The following is a 13,927-nucleotide window of genomic DNA, read 5'->3' as shown; positions in this document are numbered from 1 at the left end:
CGCACACGCGAGCCGGGGTCCCGCGACGCTGCGGGACCCCGGAGTTCGCGGACGAGGATCAGACCGGGCGACCCGGCCGACGTACCTCGCGGTACTCCTCGACGACCCGGTCGCCCTGCACCGGCACCACCCGGTCGGCAACCACGCGCTCCTCGCGGACGGGCGCGGCGGCCACCGGGCGACGGCGGCTGTTCCAGAAGTAGAGGGTGACGAGCAGGCCGGCGACACCGGCCAGCATGAGCACCCAGCCGACCACGGCCAGGTTCAGCCAGCCCAGATCGGCCTCCACGGCGAATGCGAAGATCGCGCCCAACGCGATCAGGAAGATGCTGCCACCAATGCCCATGTCTCGCTCCTCGGCTCTAACCTGGCGTACGGCCCGTCGCGGCCGTTGGTAGGGGTCGCGGCATCCCTCGACTTACCCCGGCGCAGAGATCGCCAATCGGGCAAGCTGAGGGCATGACGGACACCCGAGCCGGGACACGGACACTGGTGTTGCTCCGGCACGCGAAGGCCGAGCAGGGCGGCGAGGGGTCGGACGACGCTGACCGTCCACTGAGCGTGCGTGGGGAGGCCGACGCGGAGGCAGCCGGCGCCTGGCTGGCCCGGCACGATCTGCTGCCCGACGTGGTGATCTGCTCGACGGCCCGGCGTACCCGCCAGACCTGGCACGGGTTGGCGATGGGGATGACCGGATCGCCGCCGGAGGGCGGGCCGACCGGTCCCCGCCCGAGCGTCCGCTATGAGCCCGGCGCGTACGACGCCCATCCCGAGGAGCTGTTGGCGCTGGTCCGCACGGCCGACCCGGCGGCGCGCGTCGTGCTGCTGATCGCCCACAACCCGGGCATCTCGCTGTTGTCCGCGTTCCTCGACCCACAGGAGGCGACCGAGGAGGGCCTGCGGACGGCCGAGCTGGCGGTGCACCGCGGCACGCTCGCCTGGCCGGAGTTGGGTCGCGCCGGGGCGCCGGTCGCCGAGCGGCACACCGCACGCGGCTGAACCACCCGTCGATCCTCGACGGGTGGCTCAGGGCGTACTCAGGTCAGGAGGGTGGCGCGGTCGGCGGCGGCGGGTCGGGCGGCGGCGGCATCATCGCCGTCGGATGGGACAGCCGGTTCTCCTCCACGATGAGGGTCCGGGCCCGCTTGCGCCGGTCCTGCCAGAACCAGAGCGTGGTGAGCAGCACGGCCAGCCCGGCCAGGATGAACACCCAGCCGACCGCGCGTAGGTCGATCCACCAGACATTGGCTCTGATCGCGAAGGTCATGATCGCGCCGAGCGCGATGAGAAATATGCCGCTTCCTACACCCATGTGCGCTGCACTCCCCCGTGCGGTGGCTCTGGGCGTTCCCTTTCCTGGTCACGCGCCGGTTACCCGCCAGGGGGCCGGCCTACCCGGCGCGGCTCGATCAATCGACGTACCTCGGCGGTCGGCACCGGCTGGTCCGACATTCGCCGCTCTGGTGCCATCGGGGGACGACAACGGCCGGCAGGGCAGTTGCCCCGCCGGCCGTCGTAGTCGGTTCCGGGTGGTGCGGCCCGGAACCGTCAGGCGTGCCGTGGCACGGTCAGAAGGCCTCCTCCGGGAGGTCCATGATGTCGAGGTCGGTGCCCTCGATGATCCGCCGGTCGGCGCCGATGCGCGGCAGCACCTCGCGGGCGAAGAACCGGGCGGCCGCGACCTTTCCGGTGTAGAACGCCTTGTCACTGGCGGAGATGTCGCCGGCCAGCGCCTTGAGCGCGACGTCGGCCTGCTTCTGGAGCAGCCAGCCGACCACCAGGTCGCCGATCGCCAGCAGGAACCGCCGGCTGCTCAGCCCGACCTTGTAGAGCGCGCGGGTCTCGCCGCCCTGCGCCTCGCCCAGCCAGCTGGTCATGACACCGAGGATGTTCTGGACCTCGCCGAGCGCCTTGCCGAGCGCCTGCCGCTCCTCCTTGAGCTGGCCGTTGCCCGCCTCGGAGGAGATGAACTCCTGGATCTCGCTGGCGACCGCCATGAGCGCCTTGCCGTTGTCCCGCACGATCTTGCGGAAGATCAGGTCGAGGCTCTGGATGGCGGTGGTGCCCTCGTACAGGGTGTCGATCTTGGCGTCCCGGACGTACTGCTCCAGCGGGTAGTCCTGGAGGAAGCCGGAACCGCCGAAGGTCTGCAGGGCCTCGTGCCCGAGCAGTTCGTACGCCCGTTCCGAGCCGACGCCCTTGACCAGCGGCAGCAGCAGGTCGTTGACCCGCTTGGCCAGCTTGGTGGCCTTCTCGTCGCCGGCCGCCTCGGCGATGGCGACCTTGTCCTGCCAGGTGGCGGTGTAGAGAACCAGGGCGCGCAGGCCCTCGGCGTACGACTTCTGCAGCAGCAGCGAGCGGCGTACGTCCGGGTGGTGGGTGATGGTGACCCGCGGCGCGGTCTTGTCCGTCTGCTGGACCAGGTCGGCGCCCTGCACCCGGTTCTTCGCGTACTCCAGGGCGTTGAGGTAGCCGGTGGAGAGGGTGGCGATGGCCTTGGTGCCGACGAGCATCCGGGCGTACTCGATGATCATGAACATCTGCCGGATGCCGTCGTGCTTGTCGCCCAACAGCCAGCCCTTGGCGGGTACGCCGTTCTCGCCGAAGGTCAGCTCGCAGGTGTTGGAGACCTTCAGGCCCATCTTGTGCTCGACGTTGGTGGCGTAGACGCCGTTGCGCTCGCCCAGCTCGCCGGTGGTCTCGTCGAAGTGGAACTTCGGCACCACGAAGAGCGACAGACCCTTGGTGCCGGGGCCGCCGTGGCCCTCGACGCCAACCGGGCGGGCGAGCACGTAGTGCACGATGTTGTCGCTGAGGTCGTGTTCACCCGAGGTGATGAAGCGCTTGACGCCCTCGATGTGCCACGAGCCGTCCGGCTGCTGGATGGCGCGGGCGCGGCCGGCGCCGACGTCCGAGCCGGCGTCCGGCTCGGTGAGCACCATCGTGGAGCCCCACTGCTTGTCGATGAAGAGCTTGGCCCAGCGCTTCTGCTGCTCGGTACCCTCGACCTCCAGGACGTGCGCGAAGGACGGGCCGGAGGCGTACATCCAGATGGGGGCGTTCGAGCCGAGCACCAACTCGGCGAGAGCCCACCAGAGGGCGCGCGGCGCGGTGGTGCCGCCCAGGTGCGGCGGCAGGTCCAGGCGCCAGAACTCGGAGTCCATGAACGCCTGGTAGGACTTCTTGAACGACGCCGGCAGCGGCGCGGTGTGCGTGGCCGGGTCGAACACCGGCGGGTTGCGGTCGCTGTCCGTGTAGCTGGCGGCCAGGTCCTCGCGAGCGAGCCGGTCGAGCTCCGCGAGGAAGGTGCGGGCGGTGTCGGCGTCGAGTTCCGAGTACGGTGCCTGGCCGAACGCCTGGTCCGCCCCGAAGACCTCGAAGAGGTTGAACTCAAGGTCCCGCAGGTTGCTCTTGTAGTGGGTCATGCTCGCTGGCCCCGCTTCCGGACAGGTGTTACCGATCAGTAACCCACACTGTATTACTCGCGGGTAGGCAGCGACAAGCCGATCTCCGAAGTGACAGCCATTACACACTTTCGGCGGCGACAGCCGGGCTCAGCTCTCGGCGGCGCCGACCTCCCAGCTCGGCACGGCCGACGCCACGCCCGTCCGCGTCCCGGCGTACTCCATCAGAACCAGGGCGATGTCGTCGTCGAGCCGGCCATGCACCCACTCGACGAGGGCCGTCTCCAGCGAGGCGAGCCCGTCCGCCACCGTGCCGTGACCGAGCAGTCGCCACGCCCGGTCGGCAGTGGGGAAGAACTCGCCGTCCCGCCGGGCCTCGCCGAGACCGTCGGTGAACAGCAACAGCCGGTCGCCGGGCTCCAGGCGCTCCACCCGGGGGCGGACCACCGGCATGAACCCGAGCGGGGGCGCTGGCGCCGGCGGCTCCAGCGGGATCACCGCGCCCCTGCGCAGCAGCAGCGGCGGCGGGTGCCCGCAGTTGACGATGGTGAGCGTGCCACCCCGCTCCTCCACCAGAGCCGCGGTCACGAAGTCCTCGTCGCCGACGTTGCGGGCCACCGCGCGATCCAGGTCGGCGACGACGGCACGCAGGTCGGCCCGCTCGTAGGCCACGTGCCGGTAGGAGCCGAGGACGATGCTGGCCAGCCGGACCGCATCGAGGCCCTTGCCGCGTACGTCGCCGATGATCATGCGTACGCCGTAGGGCGTGTCGATCGCCTCGTACAGGTCGCCGCCGATCTCGGCCGTGGCGGTGGAGGAGATGTAGCGGCCAGCCACCGAGAGCGTGCCGACCTGCGGGCCGAGCGGACGCAGCACCGCCTGCTGGGCCACCGAGGCGAGCTTGGTCAGCTCGCCGATCTGCTCGGCCTGCCGCTGCCGTACCGACGCCACCGCCACCGCCAGCCCAGTCGCGAGCGCGATCCCGACCACGTTGACCGAGGTGATCAGCAACATCTTCGGATCGACCAGGGCGAAACCCACCCCGACCAGGGTCGCCACGGCGCCGACGCCGAGCACCACCGGCCAGGACGCCAGGGCGGCAGCCAGGAGCGGGACGACCATCAGGAGCGCGGTGTAGTGCGCCGGGCGGCCGTCGGCCAACTCGACCGCCGAGACGATCGCGAGCAGAACGAGGGCCGCGCCGAGGCCGGCGCGGGATCCGGGGCTCAGCGGGCGGCGGCCCGACTGGAGGAGTCGCGTGGGTACGAGGGACAGCATGCCTGATTCACGTGAACGCCGGTATGAACCTGGCCCGTCGTCCGAGGAGGTTCTGTCCGGCCGGCCCAGGCGCTCGGCCGGATCGGCCTCGTCGACTCGCCTCAGCCGAGCACCTCGTACCGCACGGTGAGCGCGCCGACGTCGACCGAGGCGATGGTCGCGAACGCGGCGCGGGAGAGGTCGAGGCAGCGGCCGTCGATGAACGGGCCACGGTCGTTGATCCGCACCACGACCGACTTGCCGCTGCTGGGGTTGGTGACCCGGACCTTGGTGTTGAACGGCAGCGTCTTGTGCGCCGCGGTCAGCTCGTTCGGGTTGAACGACTCACCGTTGGCGGTGAGCTGCCCGTTGGAGTAGAAGGAGGCGCCACACGAGCCGCTCTCCAACACCTTCGCGGCCGGCGTGGTCTTCTTCACGGTCGCGCTCGGCTTCGGCGCGGCCGTGCGGGCCTTGGCCCGGGAGGCGGCCTGCGGCGAGCGGCTCGCCGACGGGCTCGCCGACGCGCTGGGCGAGGCACTGGCGCTCGGCGAGGCGGCCGGGGAACTGGCGGCCGGGCTGCTGGGAGCGGTGGTCGGCGTCAGGTCGAGAGCCACCTGCCCCGACTGCGCGGAGCCCGAGGTCAGCTGCACGGCACCGAACGTGCCCCCGACGGCGAGGGCGACGCCGACCGCCGCGGTGGCCACGATGCCCGCTGGAGAGGAGAAGATGCGGGTACGGGAGTGCCTACCAACCACGGCCCGGTCCTTTCGTCGACTGAACAAACCGGGTCGGACCGTAACGAGAGAAGCACTTCCGAAGTCAACGTGATCATTGTGGTATGCCCGTATTTGCACTGGTACGTGTAGCCGATCATCCGAGCCCGCATGGGTCGACCGGCCCGGGTGTCGACCCGCCGAGCGCACGTGCCGCAGGATGGGCGGATGCCCGGTGCGCTGACCGAACGCCTCGTCGACCTGTTCCGCTGGATCGACCCGGGGCCGGGCACCAGCCACCTGGTCAGCGACATCTCCGGGTGGTGGCGGGACCCGACGGTGCTGGCCGAGTTGGGGCCGGCCCTGGTGGCGCCCTACCGGGCCGCCCGGCCGACCGTGGTGCTCGCCCCGGCAGTGACCGGGCTGCTGCTCGGCCCGCTGGCCGCCACCGCCCTCGGAGTCGGCTTCGTGGCCGCCCACAAGCCCGGCGACGGGAGGCTGCCGGCCGGGCCGCTCACCTGGGCGCAGAGCCCGCCGGACTACCGGGGCCGGCAGGTCGACCTGGCCGTACGGGACCGACACCTCGGCCCCGGCGACCGGGTCCTCCTGGTGGACGACTGGGTGCGTACCGGCGCGCAACTCCACGCCCTCTACGACATCTGCGCCGCACGCGGGGCCGAGGTGCTGGGCGCGGCCGTGGTCGCGGTCGACTGCCCGCCCGAGGTCGCCACCGAGCTGCGGATCCGTGGCCTCGTCGCCGGCACGGACCTCCCGGCGTGACCCCGCCCGCTGGGGGAGTTGAGCCGGACGGGCGAAATCCGGCGACGGCGGAGCCGTGCTGACCTAGCCTCGGCAGGATGTGGCCTCGGATCGGTGAACTGCGCGCCCTCGCCCTCGGCACCCCTGGCGAGCTGCGGGCGACCCTGAACACCCTGGTGCTGGCCGGCGTGAAGACCGCGACGGCCGGCCGGCTCGCCGAGTACGCCGAAGAGGGCGAGGAGTTGGAGCACGTCGGCGAGCGGCTGGCGCTGGTCGACGACGACGATGCGCTGGCCGGCGTCGTGGAGATCACCGGCGTCGAGGTGGTCCGCTTCGCCGACGTGCCGTGGGACTTCGCCCGTGCCGAAGGCGAGGGTGACCGCTCGATCGAGGAGTGGCGGGCTGGACATGCGGCCTACTGGGCGCGGCTCGGCACCCCGGTCGACGACGACACCCCGATCGTCTGCCTGCGCCTGCGGCTGGTCTCCGGCGGCGAGGGCGGCGTGGCCAGCGGCGACCTCGGCACCTGATCGCCCCTGGCCGCCAGCGCCGCCGCCTCGCGGCCAGCCCTGCGGTTCGCACCGCGGGCGCTGTCGCCCCACCGGGGGGTCAGCGGGAGCCGGGCCGCCGGAGGCAGCGGCGACAGCACCGGGCGGGCCCGGAACGACTGGATCATCAATGCCGCGAAGCGGCGGGAGGCCGCGAGAGTCGCGGCGCGGGAGTCGGCCCGGATGCCGCCGTTGGCCATCATCGCCATGACAATGTCCTCTACGACGAAGTCCGCGCGTAGCTCACCGGACTCCTTGGCGCGGCGGATGAGCTGCAGCAGTGCGCGCACCGTCCGGTCGCGAGCGACGTTGAAGGCCGCGGGCTCCGGGAACTGCGCCAGGAAAGCGGCGGTGAATCCCCGGTCGAGGGCGTGCACCGCCATCAGTTCCTCGACGACCAGACAGAAACCCTGCCAGGGATCGGCTGCGGCGATGCCCTCGTCGACGATGGCGGAGCACACCGTCATCTGCTCGGCGAAGGCTTCCATGATCAGCGCTTCCTTGGTCGGGAAGCGCCGGTAGAGGGTCGCCGCGCCGACCTCCGCCCGTCGCGCGATCTCCCGCATCGACACCTCAAGGCCGCCTGCCTCGAACGCCGCGCGGGCGACCTCGAGAATCCGGTCCCGGTTGGCGCGGGCGTCCGAGCGCATCTTCTGGGTCACTTGCTCTGTCACCCCTCTCACTTTAGCTATCCGGACGGGGTGTTCCATTACCGTCGGCCGCATGAGAGCTGTTCAATTCTCCGAGTACGGGCCGGCCGACGTGTTGCACCTCGTCGAGGTGGAGGCACCGCACGCCGGTCCCGGCGAGATCCGCATTTCGGTACGCGCATCCGGTGTCACGCCCTCGGACACGTACGTCCGATCCGGCATGCTGCGCGACCAGGTGCCCCTGACGCTGCCGCACACCACCGGTTACGACGCCGCCGGAGTGGTCGACGAGATCGGTGACGGCGTCACCGGTGTCGAACTCGGTGACGAGGTGTTCGGCACGACGGCCATGGCCCGCCTCGGTGGAGCCAACGCCGAACACGCCGTCCTCGTCGCCTGGGCAACCAAGCCGACGGGGTGGAGCTGGGCGGAGGCCGGCGGCGCGGCGGGGAACATCGAGACGGCGACCCGGGTTCTCGACCGACTCGACGTGGGCGCGGGGCACACGCTGCTCGTGCACGGCGCGGCCGGCGGCGTCGGCACGATCGCGATCCAACTCGCCGTCGCTCGTGGCGCCACCGTCATCGGTACGGCGAGCGAGCGCAACCACGAGTTCCTCCGGTCGCTGGGCGCGACTCCGACGACCTACGGTCCAGGCATGGGCGACCGGGTCGCCGCGCTCGCACCGCGCGGAGTGCAGGCCGTTTTCGACTGCGCCGGTGGTGCGTTGCCAGACCTGATCGCGATCACCGGGGACCCGGCGCGCGTTGTGACGATCGCCGACTTCGGCGCGGCGGCACACGGCGTCCACATGTCCCACACGGCACCGGGCTCGGACGCGAGCGCGATGGTCGGCGCACCAGCCGACCCGATGGCGCTACACGGACTCGGAATCGCCGCCACGCTCGCCGACGAGGGACGACTCCGGGTGCCGGTCGCCGCATCGTTCCCACTGTCGGAGGCCCCCGCCGCCCACCTGCTGAGCGAGAGCCGCCGCGCCCAAGGGAAGATCGTGATGCTGTCGCAGCCGTTGGCGCACTAAACGCCCGTCCGACAGGTCCGGCTGGCTCAGCCGCGTAGCTGAGGCAGCAGCCGGGTCGCCACGTCCACCAGGACGGCCTCGTCGCCGGCGTACCAACTGCTGGCGCGCGGCCAGTGCGTCACCACGTCGGTGAAGCCCAACTCGGCGGCCCGGCCGACCTGATCGGCGAAGAACTGCGCGCTGCTGAGCGAGAACACCGGCGCGGCGTCCAACGAGAGATAGCGGTCCAGGGTGGCCGGGTCACGGCCGGCCTCGTCCAACGTCCGGTCCATCCGGGCGGACAGCGCCGACACCGTGGCCCACCAGCCCTGCACGTCGTCGGCGTCGGTGCCGGTGGTCACCCAACCCTGGCCGAACCGGGCCACCAACCGCATCGACCGCGGGCCGTTCGCGGCCACCACGAACGGCACCCGGGGCTGCTGCACGCAGCCGGGGTTGTTGCGGGCGTCCACCGCCGCGAACCAGTCGCCGCGCCAGGTGGTGCCGTCCTGGCGCAGGATCAGGTCGAGCAGTTCGGTGAACTCGGCGAACCGGTCGACCCGCTGGCGCGGCGGCAGCGTCTCGCCGCCGAGCACCGCCGAGTCGAAGCCGATGCCGCCCGCGCCCAGGCCGAGCAGCAGCCGGCCCTCCGAGACGTCGTCCACCGTGGTGATCTGCCGGGCGAACGCTGCCGGGTGCCGGAAGTTCGGCGACGCGACGAGCGTGCCCAACCGGATCCGAGAGGTCACCGTGGCGGCGGCCGTCAACGTGGCCATCGAGTCGAACCACGGGCCGTCCACCAGATCCCGCCAGCCCAGGTGGTCGTACGTCCAGGCGTGGTCGAAGCCCCACTCGTCGACCTGCCGCCAGCGACGCTGCGACTCCGCCCACCGCTGGTCCGGCAGGATCACGATGCCAATCCGCATGACCGCCAGCCTAGCCGCGCCGACCTGGCCATCCGACCATGCGCCCGACGGGCCCGATGTCAGTAGTGGTCCTCGATCGGCCGGCGGGCCTCCTCGAACAGGGCCGGCCCCTCGTACGGGACCGGGGTTGGCACCGGAGTGGCCGGCTTGACGCTCTCGAACTGCTCGGCGGACAGGGCGAACACCACCCGCCCCAGGCCGGAGCGGTCGATTGCCGTGGCGCACATCGGGCACGGCTGGCAACTGGTGTACATGGTGGTTCCGGCCGCCGCCTCGGGCGCGAGCTCCCGGGCCGCCCAGCGGGCCAACTTCAACTCCGGGTGGGCGGAGATGTCGACCTCGGAGACCACCGTGTTGTGGTCCTCGATCAGCACGTCGCCGTCAGGGCCGACCAGCAGCGAGCCGAACGGCCGCTCGCCGGCCGCACCGGCCCGGTAGGCGATGTCGATCGCGCGCCGGAGAAACGTCTCGTCGTCGGGGGTCATGAATCCTCCGTGGATCGTTGGTCGGTGATGGTGTGGCGCAGGGCCGCGACGGCTGCCAGCGCCCGCCAGGCCCGTTCGGGTTCGCGGATCTCGGTGACGTCGCCGTTGAACGGGTCGAGCACCACCGTCCGCGCGCCGAGCAGCCGGAGCCGGTCGAGATCGGCGGCGATCTGCCCGATGGTGCCGATCCCGGCGAGCCGCGCCGGGTCGGTGACCGGTTCGTCGGTCATCCGGAGTGCGATCCGCGGAACCAGCGCCGGCACCGGCCGGCCCAACTCCTCCGCGCTCGCCCGCAGCCGCCCAACGGCGTCGGTCAACCAGTCCAGGGTGAACCGCAGTGGATGCCAGGCGTCCCCGAGACGCACGGCGCGACGGATGCCGGCGTCGCTGTTGCCGCCGACCCAGATCGGAATCGGCGGGGTGGCGTAGTCGGCGGTGTCCCGCCACGCCTCACGGATGGTGCGCAGGTACTCGTCGGTGAGCGCGCCACGCTGCCGAAACGGCACCCCGAGCGCCTCGAACTCCTGCCGGGCCCACCCGACCCCGACGCCGAGGACCAGCCGGCCGCCGCTGAGCCGGTTGAGGTTCGCCGCCATCCGCGCGGTCAGCAGCGGGTGCCGGTACGGAACGATGAGGACGGTGGTGCCCAGCTTCACCCGGCGGGTCACCCCAGCCAGGAAGGACAGCGTGGTGAACGGCTCGTAGAACGGGGCAGGATACTGCTCGGCCACGTCCGGCGTGATCACGATGTGGTCCGAGACCAGCAGCAGATCGAAGCCCAGACCTTCCACCGTCTGCGCCCAGCGGCGCAGCACCTCGGGGTCAGTGCCCGGGGCGAAGTTCGGTACGTTGACCCCAATTTCCACCGCCCAACGCTATCGAGGCGATGTCCCAATTGTGAACGGACTACTGCCGGCGTTCACTGGCTTTCGCCGAGGATCTGCCGGTAGTTTGCCCCGATGACCGTCAATCTCGATGCCGTCGACTGGGCCATCCTCGGCGAGCTGCAGAACGACGGCCGGCTCCCGCTGACCGAGTTGGGCCGGCGGGTCAACCTCAGCTCGTCGGCGGCCACCGAGCGGGTGAAGCGGCTGGAGTCGACCGGGGTGATCAGCGGCTACCGGGCAGAGGTCGACCTGGCGAAGGTCGGGTTCGCCGTGCTCGCGGTGGTGCGGCTGAAGTATCCCGGCAGCCGGCACGAACCGCTGCGGCAACTGCTGGCCGAGCGGTACGAGATCCTGGAGTGCCTGCGCACCACCGGCGACGACTGCTACGTACTCAAGGTGGCCGCGACCTCGATGGCCCACCTCGAACGAGTCATCGACGAATTGGCGGCGTTCGGCAGCACCACCACGAACGTGGTCTACAGCGCCACCCTGCCGTACCGAGGACCGCGACCGTAAGACGTAGTTTCACCACGCCTGTCGAGCCGTACCCTCCGGACATGTCCGTCGAACCATCCGCTGTACGCGCGCCCCTGGGGCGGCGGGCCCGCACGACCGTCGCGGCGGTGATCGTGCTGGCGGCGGTGGTGCCAGCCCTGCTCGTCCGCGAGCTGGTCGAGGTCCGGTTCGGCGACGGACCGGTAGCCGATGTCAGCTTCCTCGTGGTGCCGGTGGTGATGACTGCCTGGCTCGCGCCGTACGCCTCCTACCGGCGGCGCGACGCCCTGCTCTGGCTGGTCGGCCCGGGTGCGTTGATCTTCGCGGTGATCGCCTGGCGGGTGGCTCTCGCCCCCTACCGCGACTGGCGGCCCCGCCCCGACGAGGTTCCCCACATGCGCTGGCTGAGCGACCCCGAGCGCGCCGGCATGTGGTACGTGGCGAAGGCTGATCCCAACGCCGGCCAGACCGCTCGGTAGGCATGTGTCCCACGTCACATGGTTGTCCTGTAGGGGGTATCGGGGCCGGCTTCGACCTCTCGGCGAGCAGGCACCCGGGCGGGTGCCGCCAACGAAGGGGACGATGCGAGATGACGAAGGTGACCGCTCAGCTGTCGGTGTCGGTGGACGGGTTCTACGCCGGCCCGCAGTTCACCGGCGACGGCAACTGGATCGACTCGGCCGAGGCCGCCGGCTTCTTCCGGGTCACCCGCTGGGTAACCCACGCGATGGCGTGGCGCGAACGGCTGGGCTTCGAAGGCGGCGAGCAGGACACCAACTCCGACATCGTCGCCGAGTCGTTCGGGGCGGCCGGCGCGTACGTGATGGGCCGGCGGATGGCCGACGGGGGTGAGATCCCCTGGGGCGACGAGCCGCCGTTCCGCGCGCCGGTCTTCGTCGTCACCCACCGCCCGCGTCAGACCCTGTTGCGCGAAGGTGGCACCAGCTTCACGTACGTCACCGATGGCGTGGCCAGCGCCGTCGAGCAGGCACGCGCCGTGGCCGGCGGCAAGGACGTCGCCGTGGCCGGCGGGGGCAGCCTCGTGCGGCAGGTGCTCAAGGCCGGTCTGCTCGACGAGTTGGAGCTGCACGTCGTACCGGTCGTGCTCGGCACCGGCCTGCGGCTGCTCGACGCGGACCTCGACCTGGGCGACAAGGAGGCGATCGAGCTGACGCCCACCCGGGTCATCCCCACACCGGAGGTCACCCACATCCGGTACGCGGTGGGCGGTCGCGCCCCGCTCGTGCTCGACGACCGGGGCAGCGGCGGCGGGCCGACGGTGACGCGCTGATGCGTTAGGCAACCGCCGTCGACAGGCGAGGCACCCGCCTGTCGACGGCGCGCTCGACGGCGGCCTGCCGCTCCAGATCTTGGACAGCGTCGGCCCGGACCGGGGCGGTCCCAACACCATCTACGAGAGGCGGGAAAGCACCAGCATGCGGTTGCCATCGGGATCGGTGACGCGGGCGGACCGCTCACCCCACGGCTGGCTGACCGGCTCCTCAATGATCGTCCCGCCGCCCACCCGCAGCACGTCCACGGCCGCATCGCAGTCGTCGGCGTAGACGCACAACTCCCAACGACGCGAGAGGGCAGGGTCACCGGCGTTCGGGTCGGAGGCCAGGCCCAACTCGCTGTTGCCCAACCGGAGCGCGACGAACTCCGGCTCGCCCTCCTCGGGAAATCGGTAGGTCAGTTCGAAGCCGACAACGTCCCGATAGAACGCGATAAGCCGTGGCAGGTCTGTCGTCGTCACGATGGGGAACGCCTCGGTGAACACGCGACCACCTCCAACCGGACACTATCCGGTGCGACCACTCAGGTAATGGCCCGCGGCGCGGTCCTCGGGTGTGGAACATCGAGGGCTCTGGCCGTGACCGCGTTGCCGTTGACCCGGCTTGGCCCCTTCATCGCGCACGAACCGGGCACGCGGAGGCCGCATCACCGATGACGGCGGAGCGCGTTGCTGACCATCGTTAGGGTCGGAGGCATGGGAGCCGGCCGGAGGGTTCTTGCCAACGCTGCCGTCGGCATACCGGCCGTCCTCGTCATCTTCGGCGGATCGGCGGCCGGCCTCATTGTGCTTGCCGAGCATTTTCGCGACACGTGGCTTGTCGGTCGGTTGTTGGCCATGATCGGGTTCTATCTCGCGTACGGCGGCGCACTGCTCGTCACGCTGCTCCTGCTCATGGCCGTCGTGGGGCCGAACCTGGCCGCGAAGCTGTTCTTCGTACCCAACAAAGCGCTCACCCCGGAACTGGTTCGCGACCTGGTTGCAAAAGAGGCCGCACCTGTCTCGGTTCCAATCGCGTCGGAGCAAGGCGTGCTTCGGGTCATTCCGGTCAAGCCCGAGTGGTGGCTCGACGGTGACACCTATGCCAACGACGCCGCCCCGGTCGTCGCCGTCGAGGACATCGAGTATCAGTTGCCCGGGTGGGATCCGTACGACGTCGCCGTCCGAGCCGGCGCCGTCGACGTCGTGGCCTGGGTGCCTCGTCGCAACGGAAGCCCGGGGCGACGAGTCCGCAATTCCATCCCGGTCCCTGAGGGGCGTGTCGGCGCCTTGGTATTCCGACCTTCATCGATACCGGAACTCCCTGGCGCTGTGGAGTCACTGAACAGCGAGTTGACAGGAACCCTCTCGTTGTTCCGGCTCGCGTTAGCGGCGGCGCTGCTCATCGGGATCACCTATGCAGCATGGCGGATAGTCATCGGGTAGATCGGCAGCCCTCGGAGGCGCAGGAGATGTATAACGCTGCCACCCAACGTCCAGCGCTCCCGC

At 70.9% G+C, this 13,927-nt stretch carries 18 protein-coding genes; 8 read left to right on the top strand and 10 right to left on the bottom strand.

The features are described 5' to 3' along the window. Positions 1-58: 58 nt before the first annotated feature. Positions 59-346, bottom strand: coding sequence for a DUF6458 family protein (locus tag ABZ808_RS10275; protein WP_357003408.1), 288 nt, complete (start codon positions 344-346; stop codon positions 59-61). A gap of 113 nt (positions 347-459) precedes the next feature. On the opposite strand from ABZ808_RS10275, the gene ABZ808_RS10270 reads away from it, so the two are divergent. Beyond that, entirely contained in the window at positions 460-999 is a 540-nt protein-coding gene (locus ABZ808_RS10270) for a histidine phosphatase family protein (protein WP_357003406.1), read from the top strand. Positions 1,000-1,042: 43 nt separating this feature from the next. Here the strand turns inward: ABZ808_RS10270 and ABZ808_RS10265 are convergent, their stop codons facing one another. The 4 genes from ABZ808_RS10265 to ABZ808_RS10250 form a co-directional block, all read right to left on the bottom strand. Then, positions 1,043-1,312 (bottom strand): DUF6458 family protein, encoded by a 270-nt coding sequence (locus tag ABZ808_RS10265; RefSeq protein ID WP_007454197.1) that lies wholly within the window; start codon positions 1,310-1,312, stop codon positions 1,043-1,045. A gap of 256 nt (positions 1,313-1,568) precedes the next feature. After that, positions 1,569-3,425, bottom strand: a complete 1,857-nt coding sequence (locus ABZ808_RS10260) for an acyl-CoA dehydrogenase (RefSeq protein WP_357003404.1) — start codon at positions 3,423-3,425, stop codon at positions 1,569-1,571. A gap of 129 nt (positions 3,426-3,554) precedes the next feature. Next, positions 3,555-4,682, bottom strand: coding sequence for a PP2C family protein-serine/threonine phosphatase (locus ABZ808_RS10255; RefSeq protein ID WP_357003402.1), 1,128 nt, complete (start codon positions 4,680-4,682; stop codon positions 3,555-3,557). Between the two features lie 101 nt (positions 4,683-4,783). After that, complete coding sequence (locus tag ABZ808_RS10250; RefSeq protein WP_357003400.1) at positions 4,784-5,416, bottom strand: septal ring lytic transglycosylase RlpA family protein; 633 nt, start codon at positions 5,414-5,416, stop codon at positions 4,784-4,786. A 186-nt stretch (positions 5,417-5,602) separates the two neighbouring features. Here ABZ808_RS10250 and ABZ808_RS10245 point away from each other — a divergent pair, with 186 nt between their 5' ends. Both ABZ808_RS10245 and ABZ808_RS10240 read left to right on the top strand, forming a co-directional pair. Continuing rightward, positions 5,603-6,154: a phosphoribosyltransferase family protein gene (locus ABZ808_RS10245; protein ID WP_357003398.1), complete on the top strand. Its 552-nt coding sequence runs from the start codon at positions 5,603-5,605 to the stop codon at positions 6,152-6,154. Between the two features lie 77 nt (positions 6,155-6,231). After that, positions 6,232-6,663 carry an ASCH domain-containing protein gene (locus ABZ808_RS10240; RefSeq protein WP_357003396.1) on the top strand — a complete coding sequence of 144 codons (432 nt, stop codon included), beginning with the start codon at positions 6,232-6,234 and terminating at the stop codon, positions 6,661-6,663. On the opposite strand, the gene ABZ808_RS10235 is transcribed toward ABZ808_RS10240, so the two are convergent. After that, positions 6,549-7,355, bottom strand: coding sequence for a helix-turn-helix domain-containing protein (locus tag ABZ808_RS10235; RefSeq protein WP_357003394.1), 807 nt, complete (start codon positions 7,353-7,355; stop codon positions 6,549-6,551). The genes ABZ808_RS10240 and ABZ808_RS10235 overlap by 115 nt on opposite strands. A gap of 49 nt (positions 7,356-7,404) precedes the next feature. Between ABZ808_RS10235 and ABZ808_RS10230 the strand changes: the two genes are divergently transcribed. Next, entirely contained in the window at positions 7,405-8,373 is a 969-nt protein-coding gene (locus tag ABZ808_RS10230) for an NADP-dependent oxidoreductase (RefSeq protein WP_357003392.1), read from the top strand. Between the two features lie 26 nt (positions 8,374-8,399). Here ABZ808_RS10230 and ABZ808_RS10225 read toward each other — a convergent pair whose 3' ends face one another. The 3 genes from ABZ808_RS10225 to ABZ808_RS10215 are packed head-to-tail and all read right to left on the bottom strand — an operon-like array spanning position 8,400 to position 10,629. After that, the gene (locus ABZ808_RS10225) at positions 8,400-9,278 is read right to left on the bottom strand and encodes an LLM class flavin-dependent oxidoreductase (RefSeq protein ID WP_357003390.1); all 879 of its coding nucleotides are present in this window, start codon (positions 9,276-9,278) and stop codon (positions 8,400-8,402) included. Positions 9,279-9,337: 59 nt separating this feature from the next. Further along, positions 9,338-9,763: a nucleoside deaminase gene (locus tag ABZ808_RS10220; RefSeq protein ID WP_357003388.1), complete on the bottom strand. Its 426-nt coding sequence runs from the start codon at positions 9,761-9,763 to the stop codon at positions 9,338-9,340. Further along, positions 9,760-10,629, bottom strand: a complete 870-nt coding sequence (locus ABZ808_RS10215) for an LLM class flavin-dependent oxidoreductase (RefSeq protein WP_357003386.1) — start codon at positions 10,627-10,629, stop codon at positions 9,760-9,762. The genes ABZ808_RS10220 and ABZ808_RS10215 overlap by 4 nt, the downstream gene beginning before the upstream one ends. A 93-nt stretch (positions 10,630-10,722) precedes the next feature. Here ABZ808_RS10215 and ABZ808_RS10210 point away from each other — a divergent pair, with 93 nt between their 5' ends. The 3 genes from ABZ808_RS10210 to ABZ808_RS10200 all read left to right on the top strand — a co-directional run bounded on the left by ABZ808_RS10210 (position 10,723) and on the right by ABZ808_RS10200 (position 12,436). After that, positions 10,723-11,166: an Lrp/AsnC family transcriptional regulator gene (locus ABZ808_RS10210; RefSeq protein ID WP_357003384.1), complete on the top strand. Its 444-nt coding sequence runs from the start codon at positions 10,723-10,725 to the stop codon at positions 11,164-11,166. A gap of 41 nt (positions 11,167-11,207) precedes the next feature. Continuing rightward, positions 11,208-11,624, top strand: a complete 417-nt coding sequence (locus tag ABZ808_RS10205) for a hypothetical protein (protein WP_357003382.1) — start codon at positions 11,208-11,210, stop codon at positions 11,622-11,624. 110 nt (positions 11,625-11,734) lie between these two features. Next, positions 11,735-12,436, top strand: coding sequence for a dihydrofolate reductase family protein (locus tag ABZ808_RS10200; RefSeq protein WP_357003380.1), 702 nt, complete (start codon positions 11,735-11,737; stop codon positions 12,434-12,436). Between the two features lie 120 nt (positions 12,437-12,556). Here ABZ808_RS10200 and ABZ808_RS10195 read toward each other — a convergent pair whose 3' ends face one another. After that, on the bottom strand, positions 12,557-12,925 hold the full coding sequence (locus tag ABZ808_RS10195; protein WP_357003378.1) for a VOC family protein: 369 nt from the start codon (positions 12,923-12,925) through the stop codon (positions 12,557-12,559). 210 nt (positions 12,926-13,135) lie between these two features. On the opposite strand from ABZ808_RS10195, the gene ABZ808_RS10190 reads away from it, so the two are divergent. Beyond that, on the top strand, positions 13,136-13,864 hold the full coding sequence (locus tag ABZ808_RS10190; RefSeq protein ID WP_357003376.1) for a hypothetical protein: 729 nt from the start codon (positions 13,136-13,138) through the stop codon (positions 13,862-13,864). Positions 13,865-13,927: the final 63 nt, after the last annotated feature.

The sequence above is a fragment of the Micromonospora sp. NPDC047527 genome (assembly GCF_040643015.1).
GTDB lineage: Bacteria > Actinomycetota > Actinomycetes > Mycobacteriales > Micromonosporaceae > Micromonospora.
This window is presented reverse-complemented; position numbering and strand designations above follow the sequence as displayed.